Origin of the sequence: Cellulosimicrobium funkei (assembly GCF_004519295.1) — a bacterium.
GTDB classification, from domain to species: Bacteria; Actinomycetota; Actinomycetes; order Actinomycetales; family Cellulomonadaceae; genus Cellulosimicrobium; species Cellulosimicrobium funkei.
This window is the reverse complement of the sequence record NZ_SOZH01000005.1, coordinates 45,417-66,572: the sequence shown is the minus strand read 5'-3', so window position 1 is coordinate 66,572 and position 21,156 is coordinate 45,417. Positions and strand designations below refer to the sequence as shown.

Sequence of the window (21,156 nt, the reverse complement as noted above, 5' to 3'; positions counted from 1 at the left end):
GTGACGTCGCCCCGCCCCGCCGCCCCGCGCACGCGCACGCGGGTGGACGCGCTCGTCGAGCGCTGGAAGGACAGCCGGCCCGGCCGCGCGACCTACCGCTACCTGTACGCGCGCGGCGCGCTCCTGTGCGGCGGCATCGCGTACTCCGCGCTGTTCTCGCTGTTCGCCGCGCTGACGATCGGCTACACCGTCTTCATGCGGGTCCTGGGCGGGCGCCAGGAGCTCATGGACGTCGTCTTCGGGGAGATCAACGAGCTCGTCCCCGGGCTCATCGCCCTCGACGGCCAGCCGGGCGCCATCCGGCCCGACCAGCTCCTGCTGGACTCCGGGCTCAGCGTCACGAGCGTCGTCGCGAGCGTGGTGCTGCTCTTCTCCGTCGTGTCGTTCATGTACCACCTGCGTGGCGCCGTGCGGACCATGTTCGGCGTGAGCGACGTCGGCCAGAGCCCCGTGCTCGCCCGGGCGCGCGCCCTCCTCGGGTTCTTCCTGCTCGCGCTGTTCCTCCTCGTCTCCGCCGTCGCCGGCATCGCCGTCACGTCCCTCGGCAACCAGATCCTCGAGGCGATCGGGCTCTCCGGCGGGCCCGCCGTCCTCGTCACCGGTGCGGGCCTCGTCGTGAGCGTCCTGCTCGACGCGCTCGTCGTGGTCGTCGTCGTGCGGCTCCTCGCCGGGGTGCGGGTCCGACGCCGCGACCTCCTCGTCGGCTCGCTCACCGCCGCCGTCGGGTTCGGCGTGCTCCGCTACCTCGGGTCGTCGTTCGTCGAGAGCAGCGCCACGCGGAACGCCCTCCTGGCGTCGTTCGCCGTCCTCGTGACGCTGCTGCTCCTCGTCAACTTCACCGCGCGCATCCTCCTGGCCGTGTGCGCGTGGATGGCGAACCCGCCGCGCCCGCCCGACCCGGTGCCCGACGGCGCCCGGCACGCGCGCGACGGCCGTCCCGAGCTGCCCGTGCTCGACGGCGACCGGACGACCGACGGCCGCCACCTCCGGGCGCCCCGCCACGCCGTCGAGAGCACGCGCGACCACGTCGAGGACAGGCGTGACGCTGCCGAGGGCGCGCGTGACGCCGTCGTCCCGTCGACCGAGGAGCACGTCCGCGCCGGTAACGGGTCGCACCGCCCGTGGAGCCCGGTGGTCCGTGGTGTCCGCCGGGCCCGCCGTCCGCGCGGGACGTGACCGTCGCGCTCGGGCGGTAGGTCGAGATCGGCACGCGCTGCCGAGATCGGCACGTGCGGCTGCCGATGTCGGCCGCAGATGCCGATCTCGGTCGAGACTGCCGATCCCGGCCGTGGGTGCCGATCGGTGCGGGGCCGCGCGGGCGCGGCGTCACCCGGGGACGACGAAGGGCGCCGACCGTGCGGTCGGCGCCCTTCGTGGCGGTGCGGGGAGCGTCAGAACGCGCGGGTGATCATCGCGCGCTTGACCTCCTGGATCGCCTTCGTGACCTCGATGCCGCGCGGGCAGGCCTCGGTGCAGTTGAAGGTCGTGCGGCAGCGCCACACGCCCTCCTTGTCGTTGAGGATCTCCAGGCGCTGCGTGGCGCCCTCGTCGCGGCTGTCGAAGATGAAGCGGTGCGCGTTGACGATGGCGGCGGGGCCGAAGTACTGGCCGTCGGTCCAGAACACCGGGCAGGACGACGTGCACGCGGCGCACAGGATGCACTTGGTGGTGTCGTCGAAGCGCTCGCGCTGCGCGGCGGACTGGAGACGCTCCTTGCTCGGCTCGTTCCCGGACGTGATGAGGAACGGCATGATCTCGCGGTAGGACGCGAAGAACGGTTCCATGTCCACGACGAGGTCCTTGACCACGGGCAGGCCCTTGATGGGCTCGACCGTGATCGGCTTGTCGGGGTTGACGTCCTTGAGGAGCGTCTTGCACGCGAGCCGGTTGCGGCCGTTGATGCGCATCGCGTCCGAGCCGCACACGCCGTGCGCGCACGAGCGGCGGAACGTCAGGGAGCCGTCGTGCTCCCACTTGATCTTGTGCAGCGCGTCGAGGACGCGGTCGGTGCCGTGCGCCTGGACGGTGAACTCGTCCCAGTACGCCTCCTCGCCGTGCTCCGACTCCGGGGAGTAGCGGCGGACGCGGAGCGTGACCTCGAACGAGGGGATCTCCCCGGCCTTGGGCTCGGCCGCCGGGCTCTCGAGTGTGGCAGTCATCAGTACTTCCGCTCCATGGGCTCGTACCGGGTCTGGGTGACGGGCTTGGAGCCCAGGGCGACCTTGTAGCCGTCGAACTGCTCGACGTGGTCGAAGTAGCCCGCGACGTGCCCGTCGGCGACGTCGCTGGCGGACGTCGGACGGCGGTAGGCCATCGTGTGCAGCATGTAGTTGGTGTCGTCGCGGTCCGGGAAGTCCTCGCGGTAGTGGCCGCCGCGGGACTCCTTGCGGTTGATCGCCGCGACCACGGTGACCTCGGCGATGTCGAGGAGGAACCCGAGCTCGATCGCCTCGAGGAGGTCGGTGTTGAACAGGCGGCCCTTGTCCTGCACCGACACGTTCTTGTAGCGCTTCTGCAGGTCGCGGATGTCCGCGAGGGCCTGGTTGAGCGACTCGCCCGTGCGGAACACCTGGGCGTTGGCGTCCATCGTCTCCTGGAGCGCCTTGCGGACGTCGGCGACGCGCTCGCCGTCGGGACGGTTGCGCATCTCCTCGAGCTGCGCGACGACGGCCGTGGCGGGGTTCTCCGGGAGCTCGCTGTACGACGCGGTCGCGGCGTAGGCGGCGGCCGTGCGGCCGGCGCGCTTGCCGAAGACGTTGATGTCGAGCAGCGAGTTGGTGCCGAGACGGTTGGAGCCGTGCACGCTGACGCACGCGACCTCACCGGCGGCGTAGAGGCCCTTGACGACGTTGTGGCTGTCGCGCAGCACCTCGGCGTCGACGTTCGTCGGGATGCCGCCCATCGCGTAGTGCGCCGTGGGGTACACGGGCACGGGCTCGGTGTACGGCTCGATCCCGAGGTAGGTCCGGGCGAACTCGGTGATGTCGGGGAGCTTGGCGTCGATGTGCGCGGGCTCGAGGTGCGTGAGGTCGAGCAGGACGTAGTCCTTGTTCGGCCCGGCGCCGCGGCCCTCGCGGACCTCGTTCGCCATGGACCGGGCGACGATGTCGCGCGGCGCGAGGTCCTTGATGGTGGGGGCGTAGCGCTCCATGAAGCGCTCGCCGTCCGCGTTGCGCAGGATGCCGCCCTCGCCGCGGGCGGCCTCCGACAGGAGGATGCCGAGGCCCGCGAGGCCGGTCGGGTGGAACTGGAAGAACTCCATGTCCTCGAGCGGCAGGCCGCGGCGGTAGGCCAGGGCCATGCCGTCGCCCGTGAGCGTGTGCGCGTTGGACGTCGTCTTGAAGATCTTGCCCGCGCCACCGGTGGCGAAGATGATCGCCTTTGCCTGGAAGACGTGGATCTCGCCCGAGGCGAGGTCGTAGGCGACGACGCCGGTCGCGGTGACCGTCTCGTCGTCGGGGATCTCGCCCGCGGAGAGGTCGTGGTCGGTGATGAGGTCGAGGACGTAGAACTCGTTGAAGAACTCGACGTCCTGCTTGACGCACTGCTGGTAGAGCGTCTGGAGGATCATGTGACCGGTGCGGTCCGCGGCGTAGCACGAGCGGCGCACCGCGGCCTCGCCGTGGTTGCGGGTGTGCCCGCCGAACCGGCGCTGGTCGATGCGGCCCTCGGGCGTGCGGTTGAACGGCAGGCCCATGCGCTCGAGGTCGAGGACGGCGTCGATGGCCTCCTTGGCCATGATCTCCGCGGCGTCCTGGTCGACGAGGTAGTCGCCGCCCTTGACCGTGTCGAACGTGTGCCACTCCCAGTTGTCCTCCTCCACGTTCGCGAGCGCGGCGCACATGCCGCCCTGCGCGGCGCCCGTGTGCGAGCGCGTGGGGTAGAGCTTGGAGATGACGGCCGTCCGGACCTTGCCGGACGACTCCAGCGCCGCGCGCATCCCGGCGCCGCCTGCGCCGACGATGACGACGTCGTACTGATGGGTTTGCATCGGGGTCGATGCCTCCTGGGAGAGAGCCGGGTGGAGCGAGAGGAAGACGGGGGCGTGCGGTGGTGCGGTGCTCAGGCCGTGCAGAACGACGCGAGGAGCTCGGCCGGGGCGTTCGCGGGGCAGGGCTCGAACGTGAAGATCACGAGCGTGCCCAGGACCGTGACGATCGTGAAGGCGAGGTACAGCGCGAGCTTGAGGACGAGGCGAGTGCCGTCACGCTCGGCGTAGTCGTTGATGATCGTGCGGACGCCGTTGGTGCCGTGGAACATGGCGAGCCACAGCATGAGCAGGTCCCAGATCTGCCAGAACGGCGAGGCCCACTTGCCGGCGACGAAGCCGAAGTCGATCGCGTGCACGCCCTCGCCGACCATGAGGTTGACGAAGAGGTGCCCGAAGATGAGGACGATCAGCACGACGCCGGAGGCGCGCATGAAGATCCAGCTGTACAGCTCGTAGTTGCTGCGCGTGGCCTTGCGGCGCTTGTACGGGTCGCGCGGGCTCGCGACCTCGACCGTGGGTGCGGCGGCCATCAGTGCCCCCCTCCGAAGACGTTCATCAGGTGGCGCGGCAGGAACCCGGCCATCGTCACGACGAAGAGGCCGACGACGACCCAGAGCATCGTGCGCTGGTACCGCGGGCCCTTGGACCAGAAGTCGACCAGGATGATGCGGATGCCGTTGAAGGCGTGGAAGACGATGGCCGCGACCAGGCCCGCCTCACCGATGCCCATGATCGGCGTCTGGTACGTCCCGATGACGGCGTTGTACGCCTCGGGCGAGACCCGCACGAGCGCCGTGTCGAGCACGTGCACGAGCAGGAAGAAGAAGATGAGCACGCCGGTCACGCGGTGCGCGACCCACGACCACATGCCTTCGCGGCCGCGGTAGAGCGTGCCGGCTGGTGCACTGGGCACTTTGGGGGCCTCCTGTGGCGAGATCAGGGGGAGATGTCACGTTCCGGCCGTGGTCCGGAACTCCCTCAGTCCGGACCCCGGGACCGTCGTCGGCATCGGTCTCAGGGCTTCCACCATAGTGACATCGACGTCATGATGCGGACCGCCGGGTGCGGCGGAACGGCCCCGTGCCGTGGGTTTGTGACTGATCCCACAGCCCGCGGGGGAACTGCGGCCCTCACTATGCTGGCCCTCATGGCCTCTTCGCCGCACGACTCCTCCGGCCCGTCCGGGTCGCCGATCCCCGGCTTCTTCGCCGTCGTCCCCGCGGGAGGCGCCGGCACCCGGCTGTGGCCGCTCTCGCGGGCGGGCTCCCCGAAGTTCCTGCTCGACCTCACCGGCTCGGGGCGCTCCCTGCTCCAGGCGACGGTCGACCGGCTCGTCCCGCTCGCGGGGGAGGAGGGCGTCGTGCTCGTCACGGGCGACCGGCACGTCGCGTCGGCGCGCACGCAGCTCCCGGGCCTGCCGGCCGAGAACGTGCTCGCGGAGCCGTCGCCCCGGGACTCGATGGCGGCCATCGGGCTCGCCGCGGCGGTGCTCGAGGAGCGGCACGGCGACGTCGTCGTCGGGTCGTTCGCCGCGGACCAGGTGATCACGGGTCGTGCCGCCTTCGAGTCCTCGGTGCGCGAGGCGGTGGAGGCGGCGCGCGCCGGGTACGTCGTGACGATCGGCATCGCGGCGTCGCGGCCGTCGACGGCGTTCGGGTACGTGCACAGCGGCGCCCCGCTCGGCGTCGCGGGCGCGCCGAGCGCGCAGCACGTGCGCGGCTTCACGGAGAAGCCGGACGCCGCGACCGCGCAGCGCTACCTCGCGTCCGGGGAGTACCGGTGGAACGCCGGCATGTTCATCGTGCGCTCGTCCGTGCTCCTCGGGCACCTCGCGGACCAGCGTCCCGAGCTCCACGACGGCCTGCGCGCGATCGCGGCCGCGTGGGACGGCCCCGACCGCGACCGCGTGCTCGCGGAGCGGTGGCCCGCGCTCGAGCGGATCGCGATCGACCACGCGGTGGCCGAGCCGGTCGCCGCGGTCGGGGGCGTCGCCGTCGTCCCCGGCACGTTCGGGTGGGACGACGTGGGCGACTTCAACTCCCTCGCCGCGCTCCTCCCGTCCGTCGACGGTGCCGGCTCCAAGGTGCTCGGCGACACGGGGCGCGTCGTGCGCCGCGAGAGCGCGGGCTCGGTCGTCGTGCCCGCGAGCGACCGCGTCGTGACCGTCCTCGGGCTCGACGACGTCGTCGTGGTCGACACCCCCGACGCGCTCCTCGTCACGACGCGGGCGCGCGCGCAGCAGGTGAAGTCGATGGTCGACACGGTGCGCGAGCTCGGGATGGACGAGCTCCTGTGAGCGCCGACGTGACCCTCGCCGCCCGCATCGGGGCCGCCGTCGCGCGCCACGTGGACGAGGTCGTGGCGATCCGCCGCGACATCCACGCCCACCCCGAGGTCTCGCGCGCCGAGACGCGCACCACGGCGCTGCTCGCCGACCGCCTGCGCGCGGCGGGACTCGAGCCGCGGCTCCTGCCGGGCACGGGGCTCGTGTGCGACGTCGGCCCGGAGCCGGGCACGACCGCCGCGGGCGTGCCCGACGGCGCGGCCGTCCCGGAGGGCCGCGTCGCCCTGCGTGCGGACATCGACGCGCTGCCGCTGCAGGACCGCTGCGGCCTCCCGTGGGCGTCGACCGTGCCCGGGGTCGCGCACGCGTGCGGCCACGACGTGCACACGGCCGTCGTGCTCGGTGCCGGGCTCGTGCTCGCGGACCTGCACGCGCAGGGCGAGCTGCGCCGCGGCGTGCGGCTCGTGCTCCAGCCCGCCGAGGAGGTCCAGCCGGGCGGGTCGCTCGACGTCCTCGCGGCCGGGGCGATGGACGGGGTCGATGAGATCTACGCCGTGCACTGCGACCCGAAGGTCGACGTGGGTCGCATCGGCACGCGGATCGGCCCGATCACGTCGGCGTCCGACGAGGTCTCCGTGACGATCGCCTCCCCGGGCGGCCACACGTCGCGACCGCACCTGACCGGCGACGTGGTGTACGCGCTGGGCCAGGTCATCACGCAGGTCCCCGCGGTGCTCGGCCGTCGGCTGGACCCGCGCTCGGGCGTGAACCTCACGTGGGGCGCCGTCCACGCGGGCTCCGCGCACAACGCCATCCCGAGCACCGGGACGGTCCGCGGCACCCTGCGCTGCCTGGACGTGCGCGCGTGGGAGTTCGCGGGGCAGGTGCTGCACGACGCGGTGGAGCAGGTCGTCGCGCCGTACGAGGTCGAGGTGACCGTGCACCACACGCGGGGCGTCCCGCCCGTCGAGAACGACGAGCGCTGCACCGGCCTGCTCGAGGCTGCCGCGCGCGACGTCCTGGGCCCGGACAGCGTCGTGCTCACCGAGCAGTCGCTCGGGGGCGAGGACTTCGCCTGGTACCTGACGAAGGTGCCCGGGGCGATGGCCCGCCTCGGCACGCGGACGCGGGGCGGGCGCAGCTACGACATCCACCAGGGCGACCTCCAGGTGGACGAGCGCGCGATCGGCCTGGGCATGCGGCTCCTCGCGCGCGTCGCCGCGGGCCAGGACGGGTGAACCGGTCCCGACCCGTGGACAGGGGTGTGTCACGCCTCAGACGCAAAGTGACGCTTGCATAACGAAGCGCCCGCGTTACCGGCAAGTAACGTGCTGGACCCCTCGGGCTGATTAGTCTTCGGTCCTATAGAGGCCGACGGACCGGTCCTCCCGTGCAACGGTGCTCGGGAGGGCCCAGGGGTCCTTCCCTGCGCGGCACTGCTACGAGAACGACAGGAGCTATCAGGTGAAGAGAGCGACTCAGGTCACCGCCCTCGCGGCGGTCGCCGCGCTCGCGCTGGCCGCGTGCGGCGCCGCGCCCGAGGACGACGAGACCACCGGCGGCGGCGACAGCACCGCGGGCGGCAACTCCGACTTCTCCGCGTGCATGGTCTCCGACGCCGGCGGGTTCGACGACCAGTCCTTCAACCAGTCGGGCTACGAGGGTCTCGAGAAGGCCAAGACGGAGCTCGGCATCACGACGCACGAGGTCGAGTCCCAGGCGGACACCGACTACGGCCCGAACATCGACAGCCTCGTCCAGCAGGGCTGCAACCTCATCATCGGCGTCGGCTTCCTGCTCGAGGACCCGATCCAGTCGGCGGCCGAGGCCAACACGGACGTGCACTTCGCCCTCATCGACTCGGCGTTCAGCAACCCGGGCGCCACGGCGGACGACCCGCCGGAGCCGGTCGAGATCGACAACGCGAAGCCGATCCTGTTCAACACCGCGGAGGCGGCGTTCCTCGCCGGCTACCTCGCGGCGGGCATGACGGAGACGGGCACGGTCGCCACGTTCGGCGGCATCCAGATCCCGTCGGTCGCCATCTTCATGGACGGCTACGTCGACGGCGTCGCGAAGTACAACGAGGACAACGGCACCGACGTCAAGGTCCTCGGCTGGGACAAGGAAGCGCAGACCGGCACGTTCACGGGCGACTTCGACAACCAGGCGAACGGCCAGAACGTCACGCAGGGCTTCATCGACCAGGGCGCGGACATCATCATGCCCGTCGCCGGCCCGGTCGGCCTCGGTGCCGCCGCGGCGGCCGAGAGCGGCGGCGCGAAGATCATCTGGGTCGACTCGGACGGCTTCCTCACGACGGACTACGGGAGCATCATCCTCACGTCCGTGATGAAGCAGATCGGCCCGGCGGTCTTCGACACCGTGAGCGAGTCGGCGGACGGCAACTTCACGAGCGAGCCGTACGTCGGCACGCTCGAGAACGAGGGCGTCGGCCTGGCGCCGTTCCACGACTTCGAGGACGCGGTCCCGGCCGAGCTGCAGGACCAGCTCGCCCAGTACCAGGAGCAGATCATCGCGGGCGACCTCGTCGTCGAGTCGCCGAACGCGCCGTGACGCGACGCTGAACCCGCCGGCCGCCCACGGGCGACCGGCACCGGTGGCCCGGGCCCAGCGCCCGGGCCACCGTCATGACGACGACGGTGTCGTCGGGGCCGCGACGACGCGCCGCGCTCCCGCGGGTGCGGTTCGATGGAGTACCTCGACGGGATCGAGGTCGACACCGCGGTACGACTGCGAAGCACGAGGAGAGGCAGACCGGTGAAGCTGGAGCTGCGAGGGATCACGAAGGTCTTCGGGTCCCTGGTCGCCAACGACCACATCGACCTGGTCATCGAGCCCGGCGAGATCCATGCCCTGCTCGGGGAGAACGGGGCGGGCAAGAGCACGCTCATGAACGTGCTGTACGGGCTGTACGACCCGGACGACGGACAGATCCTCGTCGACGACGTGCCCGTGCAGTTCGCCGGCCCGGGCGACGCGATGGCCGCGGGCATCGGCATGGTGCACCAGCACTTCATGCTGGTCCCGGTGTTCACGGTCGCCGAGAACGTCGCGCTGGGGCACGAGCCCGTGAAGGGCGCGGGTCTCATCGACGCGCGGCGCGCGCGCCGCCTCGTCCAGGAGATCTCGGACCGGTTCGGGTTCGAGGTGAACCCGGACGCGATGGTCGAGGACATCCCCGTCGGCGTGCAGCAGCGCGTCGAGATCATCAAGGCCCTGTCGCGCGACGCGCGCGTCCTCATCCTCGACGAGCCGACCGCGGTCCTCACGCCGCAGGAGACGGACGAGCTCATCGCGATCATGCGCGAGCTCAAGGCGGCGGGGACGTCGATCGTCTTCATCACGCACAAGCTGCGCGAGGTGCGCGCCGTCGCCGACCGCATCACGGTCATCCGCCGCGGCAAGGTCGTCGGCACCGCCGACCCGAGCGCGAGCGAGACCGAGCTCGCGTCCCTCATGGTCGGCCGGTCCGTCTCCCTCGGGGTCGACAAGGCGCCCGCGGAGGACGGTGACACCACGTTCCACGTCGACGAGCTCACGGTCATGGACGACGCCGGCACGGCCGTCGTCGACCGCGTGAGCCTGGAGGTCGCGCGCGGCGAGATCCTCGTCGTCGCGGGGGTCCAGGGCAACGGCCAGACCGAGCTCACGGAGACGATCGTCGGGCTGCGCAAGCCGGTCGCGGGCTCGATCCTGCTCGACGGCAAGGAGCTCGTGGGGCGCAGCGTGTCCCAGGTGCTCGAGGCGGGCGTGGGCTACGTGCCCGAGGACCGCAGCACCGACGGGATCATCGGGACGTTCTCCGTCGAGGAGAACCTCGTGCTCGACCTCGTGACGTCCGCGCCCTACTCGCGCGGCGGCGCGCTCGCGCGCGGCACGATCCGCGCGAACGCGGAGCAGCGCATCGGCGAGTTCGACGTGCGCACCCAGTCGGTCGAGACCCCGGCGGGCACGCTCTCCGGCGGCAACCAGCAGAAGGTCGTCCTCGCGCGCGAGATGTCGCGCCCGCTGCGCCTGTTCATCGCGTCGCAGCCGACGCGCGGCCTCGACGTCGGCTCGATCGAGTTCGTGCACCGGCGCATCGTGCAGGAGCGCGACAACGGCACCCCCGTGATCATCGTGTCGACGGAGCTCGACGAGGTGCTCGCCCTCGCCGACCGGATCGCCGTCATGTACCGCGGCCGCGTCGTCGGGGTCGTGCCCGGCGACACCGACCGCGACGTCCTCGGCCTCATGATGGCCGGGGTCCCGCTCGAGGAGGCCGTCGTGCAGGCCGCCGAGCACCACACGACCCTCGGCGAGGCGGACGCCGTCGCCGAGGACGCGCCGTCGGGCGCCGCACAGGACGCGGCCGCCGCCCGCGAGGAGGAGATCCAGTGACCCAGCAGGCCACGCCCGAGGACGCGTCGGCGCTCCCGCCGACGGCGGCACCGCCGAGCGACCCCCAGAAGCCGGAGGCGCCGGCCGGGCAGGGCGTCCTGCGCGAGATGCTCGAGAGCAGCTGGCTCGTCTCGCTGCTCGCGATCGTCGCCGCGCTGATCCTGGGCGGCGTCCTCATCGCGGCCGCCGACCCCGCGGTCCAGGAGGCGGCGTCCTACTTCTTCGCGCGCCCCTCGGACTTCTTCCAGGCCGTCTGGGACGCGGTGTTCGGCGCGTACGCCGCGCTCTTCCAGGGCGCGGTCCTCAACGTCGACGCGCCCGACGTCTCGCGGGCGCTGCGCCCCCTCACCGAGACGATGACGGTCGCGACGCCGCTCATCCTCGCGGGCCTCGGGCTCGGCATCGGCTTCCGCGCGGGCCTGTTCAACATCGGTGCGCAGGGCCAGATCATCCTCGGCGGCATCTTCGCCGGGTTCGTCGGCTGGACGTTCGCGCTCCCGCCGGGGCTGCACCTCCTGCTCGCCGTGCTGGGCGCCGCGCTCGGCGGGGCTCTGTGGGCGAGCATCGCGGGCGTGCTCAAGGCCCGCACGGGCGCCCACGAGGTGATCGTCACGATCATGCTCAACAACATCGCGATCTACCTCGTCGCGTACCTGCTCACGACAAAGCCGTTCCAGGCGCCGGGCAGCTCCAACCCGATCAGCCCGCGCATCCCGGGGAACGCGCAGTTCCCGCTGCTGCTGGGCGAGGGCTTCCGCCTCCACGCGGGGTTCGTCCTCGCGCTGCTCGTCGCGGTCGGCGTGTGGTGGCTCATGGAGCGCTCGACGCTCGGCTTCCGCTTCCGCGCCGTCGGCGAGAACCCGCACGCGGCCCGGACGGCAGGCATGTCGGTCCCGTGGACGACGGTGTGGGTCATGGCCATCGCGGGCGCGCTCGCGGGCCTCGCGGGCAGCGCGCAGGTCCTCGGCACGGAGCACGTCCTCACGGCCGGCGTCGCGGCGAGCTTCGGGTTCGACGCGATCACGGTGGCGCTGCTCGGGCGGTCCCGTCCGCTCGGGACGGTGCTCGCCGGCCTGCTGTTCGGCGCACTGCGCGCGGGCGGGTTCGTCATGCAGGCCCGCACGGGGACGCCGATCGACATCGTCCTCGTCGTGCAGTCGCTCATCGTGCTCTTCATCGCCGCGCCGCCGCTCGTGCGGGCGATCTTCCGCCTCCCGACCCCGGGCGGCCCGACGCGCGCCGAACGGCAGGCAGCCCGCCGCCGCGCGAAGGCCGTCCCGACCACGACGACCACCCAGGAGGCCGGAGCATGAGCACCGCGACCACCACCCCGGCACCGGCCGCCGCGCCGGAGCGCGCGGCCAAGCCCCTGCCGCCCATCAGCTGGAAGGCCCCGGTGGCGTACGGGGTCATCGGGCTGCTGGCCCTCGTCGTCTTCGCGCTGCTCCCCGCGGGCGGCCAGCAGACGACGTTCCGCCTCTCGACGGCGAAGGACTTCTTCCAGATCGAGCCGATCACGGTGAGCTCCACGGGGGCGGCGCTGTTCCTGTCGATCCTCGCGCTGCTCCTCGCCGGCCTGTCGTTCTGGGCCGCGCGCGACCGGCGCAAGGTCGGCGTGTGGCTGCCGATCGTGTACGGCGTCGCGATCGTCTTCGCGTTCCTCTCCTGGGCCGGGGCCGGGAAGTCGGCGATCCCGCTGACGGGCCTGCTCCAGGGCTCGCTCTTCCTCGCGGTCCCGCTCGTGTTCGGCGCGCTGTCCGGCGTGCTGTGCGAGCGCGTCGGCATCATCAACATCGCGATCGAGGGCCAGCTCCTCGCGGGGGCCTTCCTCGCCGCGGTCGTCGCCTCGCTCACGTCGTCGGCGTACGCCGGCCTCATCGCCGCGCCGATCGCGGGCGCGCTCGTGGGCGTGCTGCTCGTGATCTTCTCGGTGAAGTACTGGGTGAACCAGATCATCGTCGGCGTCGTGCTCAACGTGCTGGTCGTCGGCGTGACGAGCTACCTCTACTCGACGGTCCTCAGCGCGGACCCGGCGACGTGGAACTCGCGCAACCCGCTGCCCGTCATCGAGATCCCGGTGCTGTCGCAGATCCCGGTCGTCGGGCCGGTGCTGTTCCGCCAGACCCTCCTCGTGTACCTCATGTACGTGGTCGTGATCCTGCTGCAGGTCTTCCTGTTCCGCAGCCGCTGGGGCCTGCGCCTGCGCGCGGTCGGCGAGCACCCGAAGGCGGCCGACACCGTCGGCATCAAGGTCAACGCGACGCGCGTGCGCAACACGATCCTCGGCGGCGCGGTCGCCGGCCTCGGCGGCGCGTTCTTCACCGTCGCCGCGGGGCTCGCCTTCGGCAAGGAGATGACGGGCGGCAAGGGCTTCATCGCGCTCGCCGCGATGATCCTCGGGCGCTGGAACCCCGTCGGCGCGCTCGTCGCGGCGCTCCTGTTCGGGTTCTCGGACAACCTCCAGACGGTGCTCGGCATCGTCGGGACGCCGATCCCGAGCCAGATCATGCTCATGACGCCGTACGTCGTGACGATCTTCGCCGTCGCCGGCCTCGTCGGGCGCGTGCGCCCGCCGGCCGCCGAGGGCATCCCCTACGTCAAGTGAGGACGGCATGACGGACGTGCACGACGGCGGCACCCGGCCGGGCGGGGGGACGGACCCGGACGGGTCCGCCGCCGGGCCGGCCGTCGACTGGGACGCGCTGCGCACCGCGGCGCGCGACATCATGACCCGCGCCTACGCGCCGTACTCGGGCTTCCCCGTGGGCGCGGCCGCGCTCGTGGACGACGGCCGCGTCGTCGTCGGCTGCAACGTGGAGAACGCCGCGTACGGCGTGACGCTGTGCGCGGAGTGCTCGCTCGTGAGCTCGCTCGTCGGCTCGGGCGCCGGCCGCCTCGTCGCGTTCGCGTGCGTCGACAAGCACGGCGCGCCGCTCATGCCGTGCGGCCGGTGCCGCCAGCTCCTGTGGGAGCACGGGGGGCCCGACCTGCTGGTCGAGACGGTGCGTGGTATCAAGACGATGAGGGACGTGCTGCCCGACGCCTTCGGGCCCGAGGATCTGGAGGAGCGCTCGTGACCAGCGACGACGTGGCCACGCAGGACGGCATCGAGGACGACGGCGAGGACCGCGGCACCGAGGGGCCGGCGCCGGAGGCGTTCGACGCGGTCGACGTCATCCGGACCAAGCGCGACGGGGCGCGGCTCGCGCCCGAGCAGATCGACTGGGTGATCGACGCCTACACGCGCGGCGTGGTGGCCGAGGAGCAGATGGCCGCCCTCGCGATGGCGATCTACCTCAACGGCATGGACCGCGCCGAGATCGGCCGCTGGACGCAGGCGATGATCGCGTCGGGCGAGCGCATGGACTTCTCGGGGCTCTCGCGCCCGACGGCGGACAAGCACTCGACCGGGGGAGTCGGCGACAAGATCACGCTGCCCCTCGCGCCGCTCGTCGCGGTGTACGGCGTCGCGGTGCCGCAGCTCTCCGGCCGCGGCCTGGGCCACACGGGCGGCACGCTCGACAAGCTCGAGGCGATCCCCGGCTGGCGCGCGGCGCTGACCAACGCACAGATGATGAACGCGCTCGAGCACGTCGGCGCCGTGATCTGCCAGGCGGGCTCGGGCCTGGCGCCCGCGGACCGCCTCCTCTACGCGTTGCGCGACGTCACGGGCACGGTCGAGTCGATCCCGCTCATCGCGAGCTCGATCATGAGCAAGAAGATCGCGGAGGGCACGGGCGCTCTCGTGCTCGACGTCAAGGTCGGCTCGGGCGCCTTCATGAAGGAGCTCGGCTCGGCGCGCGAGCTCGCGCGCACGATGGTCGACCTCGGGACCGACGCCGGCGTGCGCACGGTCGCGCTGCTCACCGACATGTCGACCCCGCTCGGCCTCACCGCGGGCAACGCGCTCGAGGTGCGCGAGTCCGTCGAGGTGATGAAGGGCGAGGGGCCGCAGGACGTCGTCGACCTCACCGTCGCGCTCGCGCTCGAGATGCTCGCCGGGGCGGGCCGCCCGCAGGACGAGGACGACGTGCGCCACGCCCTCCTGGGCGGGCGCGCGCTCGACAAGTGGCGCGAGATGATCGCGGAGCAGGGCGGCGACTCGCGCGCCCCGCTGCCCGTCGCGCGCGAGCGCGAGCACGTCGTGGCCGACCGCGACGGGGTGCTCGAACGGCTCGACGCGTACGCTGTCGGGGTCGCCGCGTGGCGCCTCGGGGCAGGCCGGGCCCGCAAGGAGGACCCGGTGCAGGCGGGCGCGGGCGTCGAGCTGTTCGCCAAGCCCGGGGACACCGTCCGCAAGGGCCAGCACCTCATGACCCTGCACACCGACACCCCGGAGCGCTTCGAGCGCGCGGTGCAGGCCCTCGACGGCGCATGGTCCGTCGCGGAGCCCGGCACCGTGGTCGAGCGCGGCTCGGTCGTCCTGGACCGCGTCGACTGAGCGTGTCGGCCGACGAGCAGGGCCCGCCCGAGCCGGCCGACACGCGCCGGCCGCGGTCGGTCTACGGCGTGGGGACCGAGCCCGACGCGCGGTTCAGCCTCGCCAACGAGCGCACCGCCCTCGCGTGGGTGCGCACCGGGCTGGGCCTGGTCGCGGGCGGCGTCGCGCTGACGTCGTTCGCGACGTTCGCGGGCATGGCGGGCCTGCTCGACGTCGTCGCGGGCGTCGCGTGCCTCGCCGGCGCCGGGTTCGCGGGCTACGCGCTCGTGTCGTGGCGCCGTAACGAGCGGGCCCTGCGGCTGCGGTGGCGCCTCCCGGCGCCGAGCGGCCTGCCGGTGCTCGTCGTCGGCGTCGTCGTGCTGGCCCTGCTGCTCGCGGGCTACGCCGTCGGGGCGGCGACCGGAGGGTGAGCGTGCCGGCGGGGGAGCCCGGCGCCGTGCCGCCGCGGGACGAGGGGCTGCAGCCCGAGCGCACGGCGCTCGCGTGGCAGCGCACGGTGCTCGGGGTCGTGGTCGGTGCGCTCGTGCTCGCCGCCGCCGGGCTGCGCTCCGGCTCCGTGGTCACGGTGTGCGCGGCGGTCGCGGTGGCCGTGCTCGCGCTCGTCCCCGCGGTGCTGCGCCCGCCGACCGGCGGGCTCCCGCGCGACGGGCGGCTCCGCTCGTGGTCGTTCCTCGTGCGCGTCGGCGGCCTCGTCGTCGTGCTCGCCCTCGTGGGCGCGGCCTGGGCGTTCGGCCGGGTCCTCGGCGGTGCCGCGTGAGGCGCGGGCCGGGGGCGCTGCGGGCGACCGACGTCGCGCGCCTCCTCCCGGCACGCACCCTGCCGCCGTCCCCGCCGCCCGGCGTCTACGCGCCCGACGCCGCGACCCCCCACGTGCTCGACCTCGCGCGCCGCGCGGGGCACCCCGAGCCCCGCGTGCGCGCGCTCGCGACGACCCTCGACGGGCTGCGGCCCGCGGACCGGCGTGCCGTCGTCGACCCGCTGCGCCGGCTCGACGGACCTGGCGAAGGGCCCGCGGTCCGGCCGCTGGAGATCGCGGGCGCGCCCGCCCGCCAGACCGACGGGACGACGTGCGGGTCGGCCGTGCTGGGCCTCCTCGCCGCGGCCGGCGACCCGGTGCTCGCCCTGTGGCTCGCCACCGGGCTGCGCCCGGGGGACGCCGCGCGGCACGACCCGTCGGACGCTCGCGCCCGGGGCGGCGTCGAGCGGTTCAGGACGCTCCAGCAGGCGCTCAAGCGCCGCACGAACCGGCGCGCGCTCGGGCCGCTGCCGTGGCCCGCGGCGCTCGGGACGCCGCCCTGGGGCGCCGCCCGGACCGCACGCCACGCGGACGTGCGGTTCGTGGACCGGGTCGTCGCGGGGCCGGGCGCGGAGCGTGTCGTGGGCGCCGCGCTCGCGGCGGCGGCGCGCGGCGTGCCCGTGCCGCTCTTCACCGGGGGAGACCTCGCGCTCGGGCTCGCGACCGCCGTCCCGCGCCACGTCGTGCTCCTCACCGACGCCGACGCCGGGGCGGGATGGTGCCGGGTCTACGAGCCGTCGTCGGGCACGCTCCGCACCGTCGCGGCGGGCGCGCTCCTCGACGGTGCCCGGGTGCCCGCCGTGCGCCGCGCGCTCGGGGGCTGGCCGCACGTGTGCTGGGCGCTCCTGCCCGACGGCCGCGCTGGCGAGGGGGCGCGCCCGGCGGCAGGATGGGCGCAGCCGCCACGACCGTGGTGAGCACGCCGATCGTCGAGGAGGAGTCGCGATGAGCACCGTGCCCGGGAACGACGCATGGCGGGACGCCGGACTGGACGAGCAGGGCGAGGACGCCGTCAGCCTGGTGGAAGAGGTCGAGGACGACGACCCCGGGGTCGAGGACCCCGTGCACGAGGTCGACGAGTACCAGCCGCGGACCCCACGCCCCGACCTGGAGGGCGAGGCCGCCGAGGCCGACGTCGTCGAGCAGGCGTCCGCCGTGCCGGGCGGCGACGACGACTACGCCTGACCGTCCGCACCCGGTCGGTGCGCTCGGCGCGAGGCGGGGCGTACCGGCCGGTACCGTGAGCGCATGACCACCGAGAACGCCCCGCTGACGGTCGACGTCATCCGCGCGCTGCCCAAGGTCGTGCTGCACGACCATCTTGACGGCGGGCTCCGCCCCGCCACGATCCTCGAGCTCGCCGCCGACGTGGGGCACCAGCTCCCCGCGGACGACGCCGAGGCGCTCGGCGCCTGGTTCGCGGAGTCCGCGGACTCCGGGTCGCTCGTGCGCTACCTCGAGACGTTCGACCACACGATCGCCGTCATGCAGACGCGCGACGCCCTCGCCCGCGTGGCGCGCGAGGCGGTGCTCGACCTCGCGCGCGACGGCGTCGTGTACGCCGAGCAGCGCTGGGCGCCCGAGCAGCACCTCCAGCGCGGCCTCACCCTCCAGGAGACGGTCGACGCCGTGCAGTCCGGCATCGAGCAGGGCGTCGCCGAGGCGGCCGCCGAGGGGCGGACCATCCGCGTCGGGCAGCTCGTCACCGCGATGCGGCACGCCGACCGCTGGTCGGAGATCGCGGAGCTCGCCGTCGCGAACCGCGGGAACGGCGTCGTCGGGTTCGACATCGCGGGCGCCGAGGACGGCTTCCCGCCCTCGCGCCACGTCGAGATCTGGCGCTACCTGGCCGAGCAGAACTTCCCCGTGACGATCCACGCGGGGGAGGCGGCGGGCCCGCAGTCGATCGCCGAGGCCGTGCACCTGGGCCAGGCGAGCCGCATCGGCCACGGCGTGCGCATCGTCGAGGACATCGCGTTCGACCCGGAGTTCCCGCACAGCGCCGAGGGCGAGCCCGGGACGGCCGCGCTCGGCCTCCTCGCGCACTGGGTGCGCGACCACCAGATCCCGCTCGAGCTGTGCCCGTCGTCGAACGTGCAGACCGGGGCGGCGACGTCGATCGCCGACCACCCGATCACCCGCCTCAAGGAGCTCGACTTCGCGGTCACGCTCAACACCGACAACCGGCTCATGTCGCGCACGACGATGACCCAGGAGATGGCGCTCCTCGTCGAGCACGCCGGCTGGACCATCGACGACCTCGCGGACGTCACGATGACCGCCGCGTGGAGCGCGTTCGTGCACCACGACGAGCGTCGTGCGCTCGTCGACGACGTGATCCTCCCCGGCTACCAGCAGATCGAAGGAGCCCAGCTGTGAGCGACGCGACCGGCACGCAGCCCCTGGACGCGGCGGGCCTGGCCCGCTTCGTCGACCACACGCTGCTCAAGCCCGAGGCCACCCCCGCGGACGTCGCGGCGCTCGTCGAGGAGGGCGTCCGCCTGGGCGTCTACTCCGTGTGCGTCTCCCCGTCGATGCTGCCCCTGGACCCGGCGACCACGCGCGAGCGCGGGCTGCTCGTCGCGACGGTGTGCGGCTTCCCGTCGGGCAAGCACCACAGCGACGTCAAGGCGTTCGAGGCCGCCCGGTCCGTCCGCGACGGCGCCGACGAGGTCGACATGGTCATCGACGTCGGCGCGGCCAAGGCCGGCGCCTGGGACGCGGTGCGCGACGACGTCGCGGCCGTCCGTGCCGCCGTCCCTGCGGACAGGGTCCTCAAGGTCATCATCGAGTCCGCCGCGCTCACGGACCACGAGATCGTCGAGGCGTGCCGCGCGTCCGAGGCGGCGGGCGCGGACTTCGTCAAGACCTCGACCGGGTTCCACCCCGCGGGCGGTGCGTCGACGCACGCCGTCTCGATCATGGCCGAGACCGTCGGCGGTCGCCTCGGCGTCAAGGCGTCGGGCGGCGTCCGCACGCTCGCCGACGCCCTCGCGATGATCGAGCACGGCGCCACGCGCCTCGGGCTGTCCGGTACCGCCGCCGTCCTCGCGGGGTTCGGCGGCGCGGACGCCCCCGCCGGCGGGGACGCGGGCTACTGACGCCGTGGCACGTCTCCTCGACCTGTTCCTGGCGGAGGCGGGACCGGCCACCCGCGCGCGGGTGGCCGCATGGTCGGCCTCGGGCGACGGCTGGACCGAGATTCCCGGAGACGTCGTGGACGTCGAGCTCTTCCGGGCGGAGCGCGTCGCCGTGATCGCCGGGGTCCTCCCGCCCGACGGCGAGGAGCGGGTACCGCTGGACGCGTTCCTCGCCGCCGTCGCGCAGGCCTGACGAGCCGGGGTCCCCGGTCACCGGAACGTTCCGGCGACCGGGGACCCCGGCTCGTGGTGGCTCAGAGGCCGAGCGCGCGCGTCATGTCGGCCTTGACGCGGTCGAGGCGGTCGCGGGCGAAGGCCCGGGCCGCGGTGAGGTCGTCGTGCGAGGCGTCCGGGGCGACCGGGACCACGACCTCGAGGTAGCACTTGACCTTCGGCTCCGTGCCGCTCGGGCGCACGATGACGCGCGTGCCGTCCGCGGTGAGGATCCGCACGCCGTCCGTCGGCGGGAGCCCGTCCAGGCCCGCGGAGAGGTCGGTGACGTCGGAGACGCCGGCCCCCGCGAGGGTGCGCGGGGGAGCGGCCCGCAGGTGGGCCATCGTCTCGCCGATGCGGTCGAGGTCCTCGAACCGGGCGGAGAGCTGGTCGCTCACGTGCAGGCCGTGGGCGCGCGCCAGGTCGTCGAGCGCGTCGACGATCGAGCGCCCCTCGGCCTTGAGGCGGTTCGCGAGCTGCGCGACGAGCAGCGCCGCGCTGATGCCGTCCTTGTCCCGGACGTGGGCCGGGTCGACGCAGTAGCCGAGCGCCTCCTCGTAGCCGAACACGAGGCCGTCGACGCGCGAGATCCACTTGAACCCGGTGAGCGTCGTCGCGAAGCCGAGCCCGTGCGCGGCCGCGATCTTGCCCAGCAGCCGCGACGACACGATCGAGCAGGCGAGCACGCCTCTCGGGGCGCCCGACGCGGCGACGCGGCGCGCGACGTCGTCGCCCAGGAGCGCGCCGACCTCGTCGCCGTGCAGCATGCGCCAGCCGTTCGACCGGGCCGTCTCCGCGCCCTGGTAGGTCCCGACGCGCGGGTCGAGCACCGCGACGGCGCACCGGTCGGCGTCGGGGTCGTTGGCGAGCACGACGTCGGCCGCCGCGTCCTGCGCGACGGCGAGCGCGAGGTCCATCGCGCCCGGCTCCTCCGGGTTGGGGAACGCGACGGACGGGAAGTCGGGGTTCGGGTCGAGCTGCTCCTCGACCGGCACGACCGTCGTGAAGCCCGCGTCGCGCAGGACGTGCGCGACCGTCTCGCCGCCCACGCCGTGCAGCGCCGTGGTGACGACCTTGAGCTCGCGCCGTGCGCCGTCGGACAGCGCGAGGACCGACCGCTCGTAGGCGACGACGACCTCGCGGTCCAGCACGGTCCACCCGGACGACGCGCGCGGGACGGACCGCGCCGGCCCGACGGCCGCGATCGCGGCGGCGATGTGCGCGTCGTAGGGCGGGACGATCTGGGCGCCCTGGCCGGAGTCGGTGACGACGCGGCCGCCGAGGTAGACCTTGTACCCGTTGTCGGCAGGCGGGTTGTGGCTCGCGGTCACCATGACACCCGCGTCGGCGCCGAGGTGGCGCACCGCGAAGGCGAGGACGGGCGTCGGCAGGGCCGACGGCAGGACGAGCACGTCGAGGCCCGCCGCGGTGAGCACGGCCGCGCTGTCCACCGCGAAGGTGCGGGAGCGGTGCCGCGCGTCGAACCCGACGACGACGCGCGGTCGCGCCGCGCCGCCCGCGCCCGCCGGGCCCAGGGTGTCGAGCAGGTAGGCGCCCAGGCCCGCGGCCGCCCGGATCACGACCGCGCGGTTCATGCGGTGCGGCCCCGCCTCCATGCGCCCGCGCAGGCCCGCCGTGCCGAACTCGAGCGGGCCGGAGAACCGGTCCTGCAGGTCGGCGAGCGCCCGCACGCGCACGTCGTGCTTGCGCGGGTCGGGGGAGTCGACGAGCTCGAGCAGACGGCGCAGCTCGTCCTGGTCGCTCGCGTCGACGTCGTCGTCGATCCACGCCGTGACGCGCGCGAGGAACGCCGCGTGGTCGGTCCCCGGGTCGAAGGTCGGGTCGTCGGCCGGGTCGGCCCGGTGCCCCGCAGTGCGGTCCGTCATG

At 73.6% G+C, this 21,156-nt stretch carries 21 protein-coding genes; 16 read left to right on the top strand and 5 right to left on the bottom strand.

Features of this window, described 5'->3' with window-relative positions:
• Complete coding sequence (locus E1O70_RS08930) at window positions 1-1,176, top strand: YihY/virulence factor BrkB family protein (RefSeq protein ID WP_061267644.1); 1,176 nt, start codon at window positions 1-3, stop codon at window positions 1,174-1,176.
• A 215-nt stretch (window positions 1,177-1,391) separates the two neighbouring features.
• Here the strand turns inward: E1O70_RS08930 and E1O70_RS08925 are convergent, their stop codons facing one another.
• From E1O70_RS08925 to sdhC, 4 genes are all read right to left on the bottom strand, one after another.
• Window positions 1,392-2,159: a succinate dehydrogenase iron-sulfur subunit gene (locus E1O70_RS08925; RefSeq protein WP_034651163.1), complete on the bottom strand. Its 768-nt coding sequence runs from the start codon at window positions 2,157-2,159 to the stop codon at window positions 1,392-1,394.
• Window positions 2,159-3,991: a succinate dehydrogenase flavoprotein subunit gene (sdhA, locus tag E1O70_RS08920; protein ID WP_061267645.1), complete on the bottom strand. Its 1,833-nt coding sequence runs from the start codon at window positions 3,989-3,991 to the stop codon at window positions 2,159-2,161. The genes E1O70_RS08925 and sdhA overlap by 1 nt, the downstream gene beginning before the upstream one ends.
• Before the next feature lie 71 nt (window positions 3,992-4,062).
• Window positions 4,063-4,521 carry a succinate dehydrogenase hydrophobic membrane anchor subunit gene (locus tag E1O70_RS08915; RefSeq protein ID WP_021481378.1) on the bottom strand — a complete coding sequence of 153 codons (459 nt, stop codon included), beginning with the start codon at window positions 4,519-4,521 and terminating at the stop codon, window positions 4,063-4,065.
• A complete protein-coding gene (gene sdhC, locus E1O70_RS08910; protein ID WP_021481379.1) occupies window positions 4,521-4,904 on the bottom strand; it encodes a succinate dehydrogenase, cytochrome b556 subunit in 384 nt (127 codons plus the stop codon). Before sdhC ends, E1O70_RS08915 begins: the two co-directional genes overlap by 1 nt.
• 234 nt (window positions 4,905-5,138) lie before the next feature.
• Here sdhC and E1O70_RS08905 point away from each other — a divergent pair, with 234 nt between their 5' ends.
• From E1O70_RS08905 to E1O70_RS08835, 15 genes are all read left to right on the top strand, one after another.
• Window positions 5,139-6,287 carry a mannose-1-phosphate guanylyltransferase gene (locus E1O70_RS08905; RefSeq protein WP_061267646.1) on the top strand — a complete coding sequence of 383 codons (1,149 nt, stop codon included), beginning with the start codon at window positions 5,139-5,141 and terminating at the stop codon, window positions 6,285-6,287.
• Window positions 6,284-7,513 (top strand): amidohydrolase, encoded by a 1,230-nt coding sequence (locus E1O70_RS08900; protein ID WP_061267647.1) that lies wholly within the window; start codon window positions 6,284-6,286, stop codon window positions 7,511-7,513. Before E1O70_RS08905 ends, E1O70_RS08900 begins: the two co-directional genes overlap by 4 nt.
• 226 nt (window positions 7,514-7,739) lie before the next feature.
• Entirely contained in the window at window positions 7,740-8,852 is a 1,113-nt protein-coding gene (locus tag E1O70_RS08895; protein WP_061267648.1) for a BMP family lipoprotein, read from the top strand.
• 204 nt (window positions 8,853-9,056) lie between these two features.
• Complete coding sequence (locus E1O70_RS08890; RefSeq protein WP_061267649.1) at window positions 9,057-10,679, top strand: ABC transporter ATP-binding protein; 1,623 nt, start codon at window positions 9,057-9,059, stop codon at window positions 10,677-10,679.
• Window positions 10,676-11,992 (top strand): ABC transporter permease, encoded by a 1,317-nt coding sequence (locus tag E1O70_RS08885; RefSeq protein WP_061267650.1) that lies wholly within the window; start codon window positions 10,676-10,678, stop codon window positions 11,990-11,992. Before E1O70_RS08890 ends, E1O70_RS08885 begins: the two co-directional genes overlap by 4 nt.
• Window positions 11,989-13,284, top strand: a complete 1,296-nt coding sequence (locus E1O70_RS08880; protein ID WP_061267651.1) for an ABC transporter permease — start codon at window positions 11,989-11,991, stop codon at window positions 13,282-13,284. The genes E1O70_RS08885 and E1O70_RS08880 overlap by 4 nt, the downstream gene beginning before the upstream one ends.
• Before the next feature lie 7 nt (window positions 13,285-13,291).
• Complete coding sequence (locus E1O70_RS08875; RefSeq protein WP_082774431.1) at window positions 13,292-13,756, top strand: cytidine deaminase; 465 nt, start codon at window positions 13,292-13,294, stop codon at window positions 13,754-13,756.
• 29 nt (window positions 13,757-13,785) lie between these two features.
• Window positions 13,786-15,120, top strand: coding sequence for a thymidine phosphorylase (locus tag E1O70_RS08870; RefSeq protein ID WP_061267697.1), 1,335 nt, complete (start codon window positions 13,786-13,788; stop codon window positions 15,118-15,120).
• Window positions 15,121-15,122: 2 nt separating this feature from the next.
• Complete coding sequence (locus E1O70_RS08865; RefSeq protein WP_061267652.1) at window positions 15,123-15,530, top strand: YidH family protein; 408 nt, start codon at window positions 15,123-15,125, stop codon at window positions 15,528-15,530.
• Window positions 15,531-15,532: 2 nt separating this feature from the next.
• Window positions 15,533-15,877, top strand: a complete 345-nt coding sequence (locus E1O70_RS08860; protein WP_128957533.1) for a DUF202 domain-containing protein — start codon at window positions 15,533-15,535, stop codon at window positions 15,875-15,877.
• Window positions 15,874-16,833 (top strand): hypothetical protein, encoded by a 960-nt coding sequence (locus E1O70_RS08855; protein WP_061267654.1) that lies wholly within the window; start codon window positions 15,874-15,876, stop codon window positions 16,831-16,833. The genes E1O70_RS08860 and E1O70_RS08855 overlap by 4 nt, the downstream gene beginning before the upstream one ends.
• 28 nt (window positions 16,834-16,861) lie before the next feature.
• Window positions 16,862-17,101 carry a hypothetical protein gene (locus E1O70_RS08850; protein WP_061267655.1) on the top strand — a complete coding sequence of 80 codons (240 nt, stop codon included), beginning with the start codon at window positions 16,862-16,864 and terminating at the stop codon, window positions 17,099-17,101.
• Window positions 17,102-17,164: 63 nt separating this feature from the next.
• On the top strand, window positions 17,165-18,295 hold the full coding sequence (locus E1O70_RS08845) for an adenosine deaminase (RefSeq protein ID WP_043651295.1): 1,131 nt from the start codon (window positions 17,165-17,167) through the stop codon (window positions 18,293-18,295).
• Window positions 18,292-19,017 (top strand): deoxyribose-phosphate aldolase, encoded by a 726-nt coding sequence (gene deoC, locus E1O70_RS08840; RefSeq protein WP_061267656.1) that lies wholly within the window; start codon window positions 18,292-18,294, stop codon window positions 19,015-19,017. The genes E1O70_RS08845 and deoC overlap by 4 nt, the downstream gene beginning before the upstream one ends.
• Window positions 19,018-19,021: 4 nt before the next feature.
• Window positions 19,022-19,249 carry a hypothetical protein gene (locus tag E1O70_RS08835; protein ID WP_061267657.1) on the top strand — a complete coding sequence of 76 codons (228 nt, stop codon included), beginning with the start codon at window positions 19,022-19,024 and terminating at the stop codon, window positions 19,247-19,249.
• A 61-nt stretch (window positions 19,250-19,310) separates the two neighbouring features.
• Here the strand turns inward: E1O70_RS08835 and E1O70_RS08830 are convergent, their stop codons facing one another.
• A complete protein-coding gene (locus E1O70_RS08830) occupies window positions 19,311-21,155 on the bottom strand; it encodes a phospho-sugar mutase (protein WP_082774433.1) in 1,845 nt (614 codons plus the stop codon).
• Between the last annotated feature and the right edge of the window lies 1 nt (window position 21,156).

What these genes read in the sequence shown, in the direction of transcription:
- E1O70_RS08850 (WP_061267655.1), top strand. Translation starts at nt 16,862, where the DNA reads ATGAGCACCGTGCCCGGGAACGACGCATGGCGGGACGCCGGACTGGAC.
- E1O70_RS08880 (WP_061267651.1), top strand. Translation starts at nt 11,989, where the DNA reads ATGAGCACCGCGACCACCACCCCGGCACCGGCCGCCGCGCCGGAGCGC.
- E1O70_RS08875 (WP_082774431.1), top strand. Translation starts at nt 13,292, where the DNA reads ATGACGGACGTGCACGACGGCGGCACCCGGCCGGGCGGGGGGACGGAC.
- E1O70_RS08915 (WP_021481378.1), bottom strand. Translation starts at nt 4,521, where the DNA reads ATGGCCGCCGCACCCACGGTCGAGGTCGCGAGCCCGCGCGACCCGTAC.
- sdhA (WP_061267645.1), bottom strand. Translation starts at nt 3,991, where the DNA reads ATGCAAACCCATCAGTACGACGTCGTCATCGTCGGCGCAGGCGGCGCC.
- E1O70_RS08925 (WP_034651163.1), bottom strand. Translation starts at nt 2,159, where the DNA reads ATGACTGCCACACTCGAGAGCCCGGCGGCCGAGCCCAAGGCCGGGGAG.
- E1O70_RS08830 (WP_082774433.1), bottom strand. Translation starts at nt 21,155, where the DNA reads ATGACGGACCGCACTGCGGGGCACCGGGCCGACCCGGCCGACGACCCG.
- E1O70_RS08905 (WP_061267646.1), top strand. Translation starts at nt 5,139, where the DNA reads ATGGCCTCTTCGCCGCACGACTCCTCCGGCCCGTCCGGGTCGCCGATC.
- E1O70_RS08845 (WP_043651295.1), top strand. Translation starts at nt 17,165, where the DNA reads ATGACCACCGAGAACGCCCCGCTGACGGTCGACGTCATCCGCGCGCTG.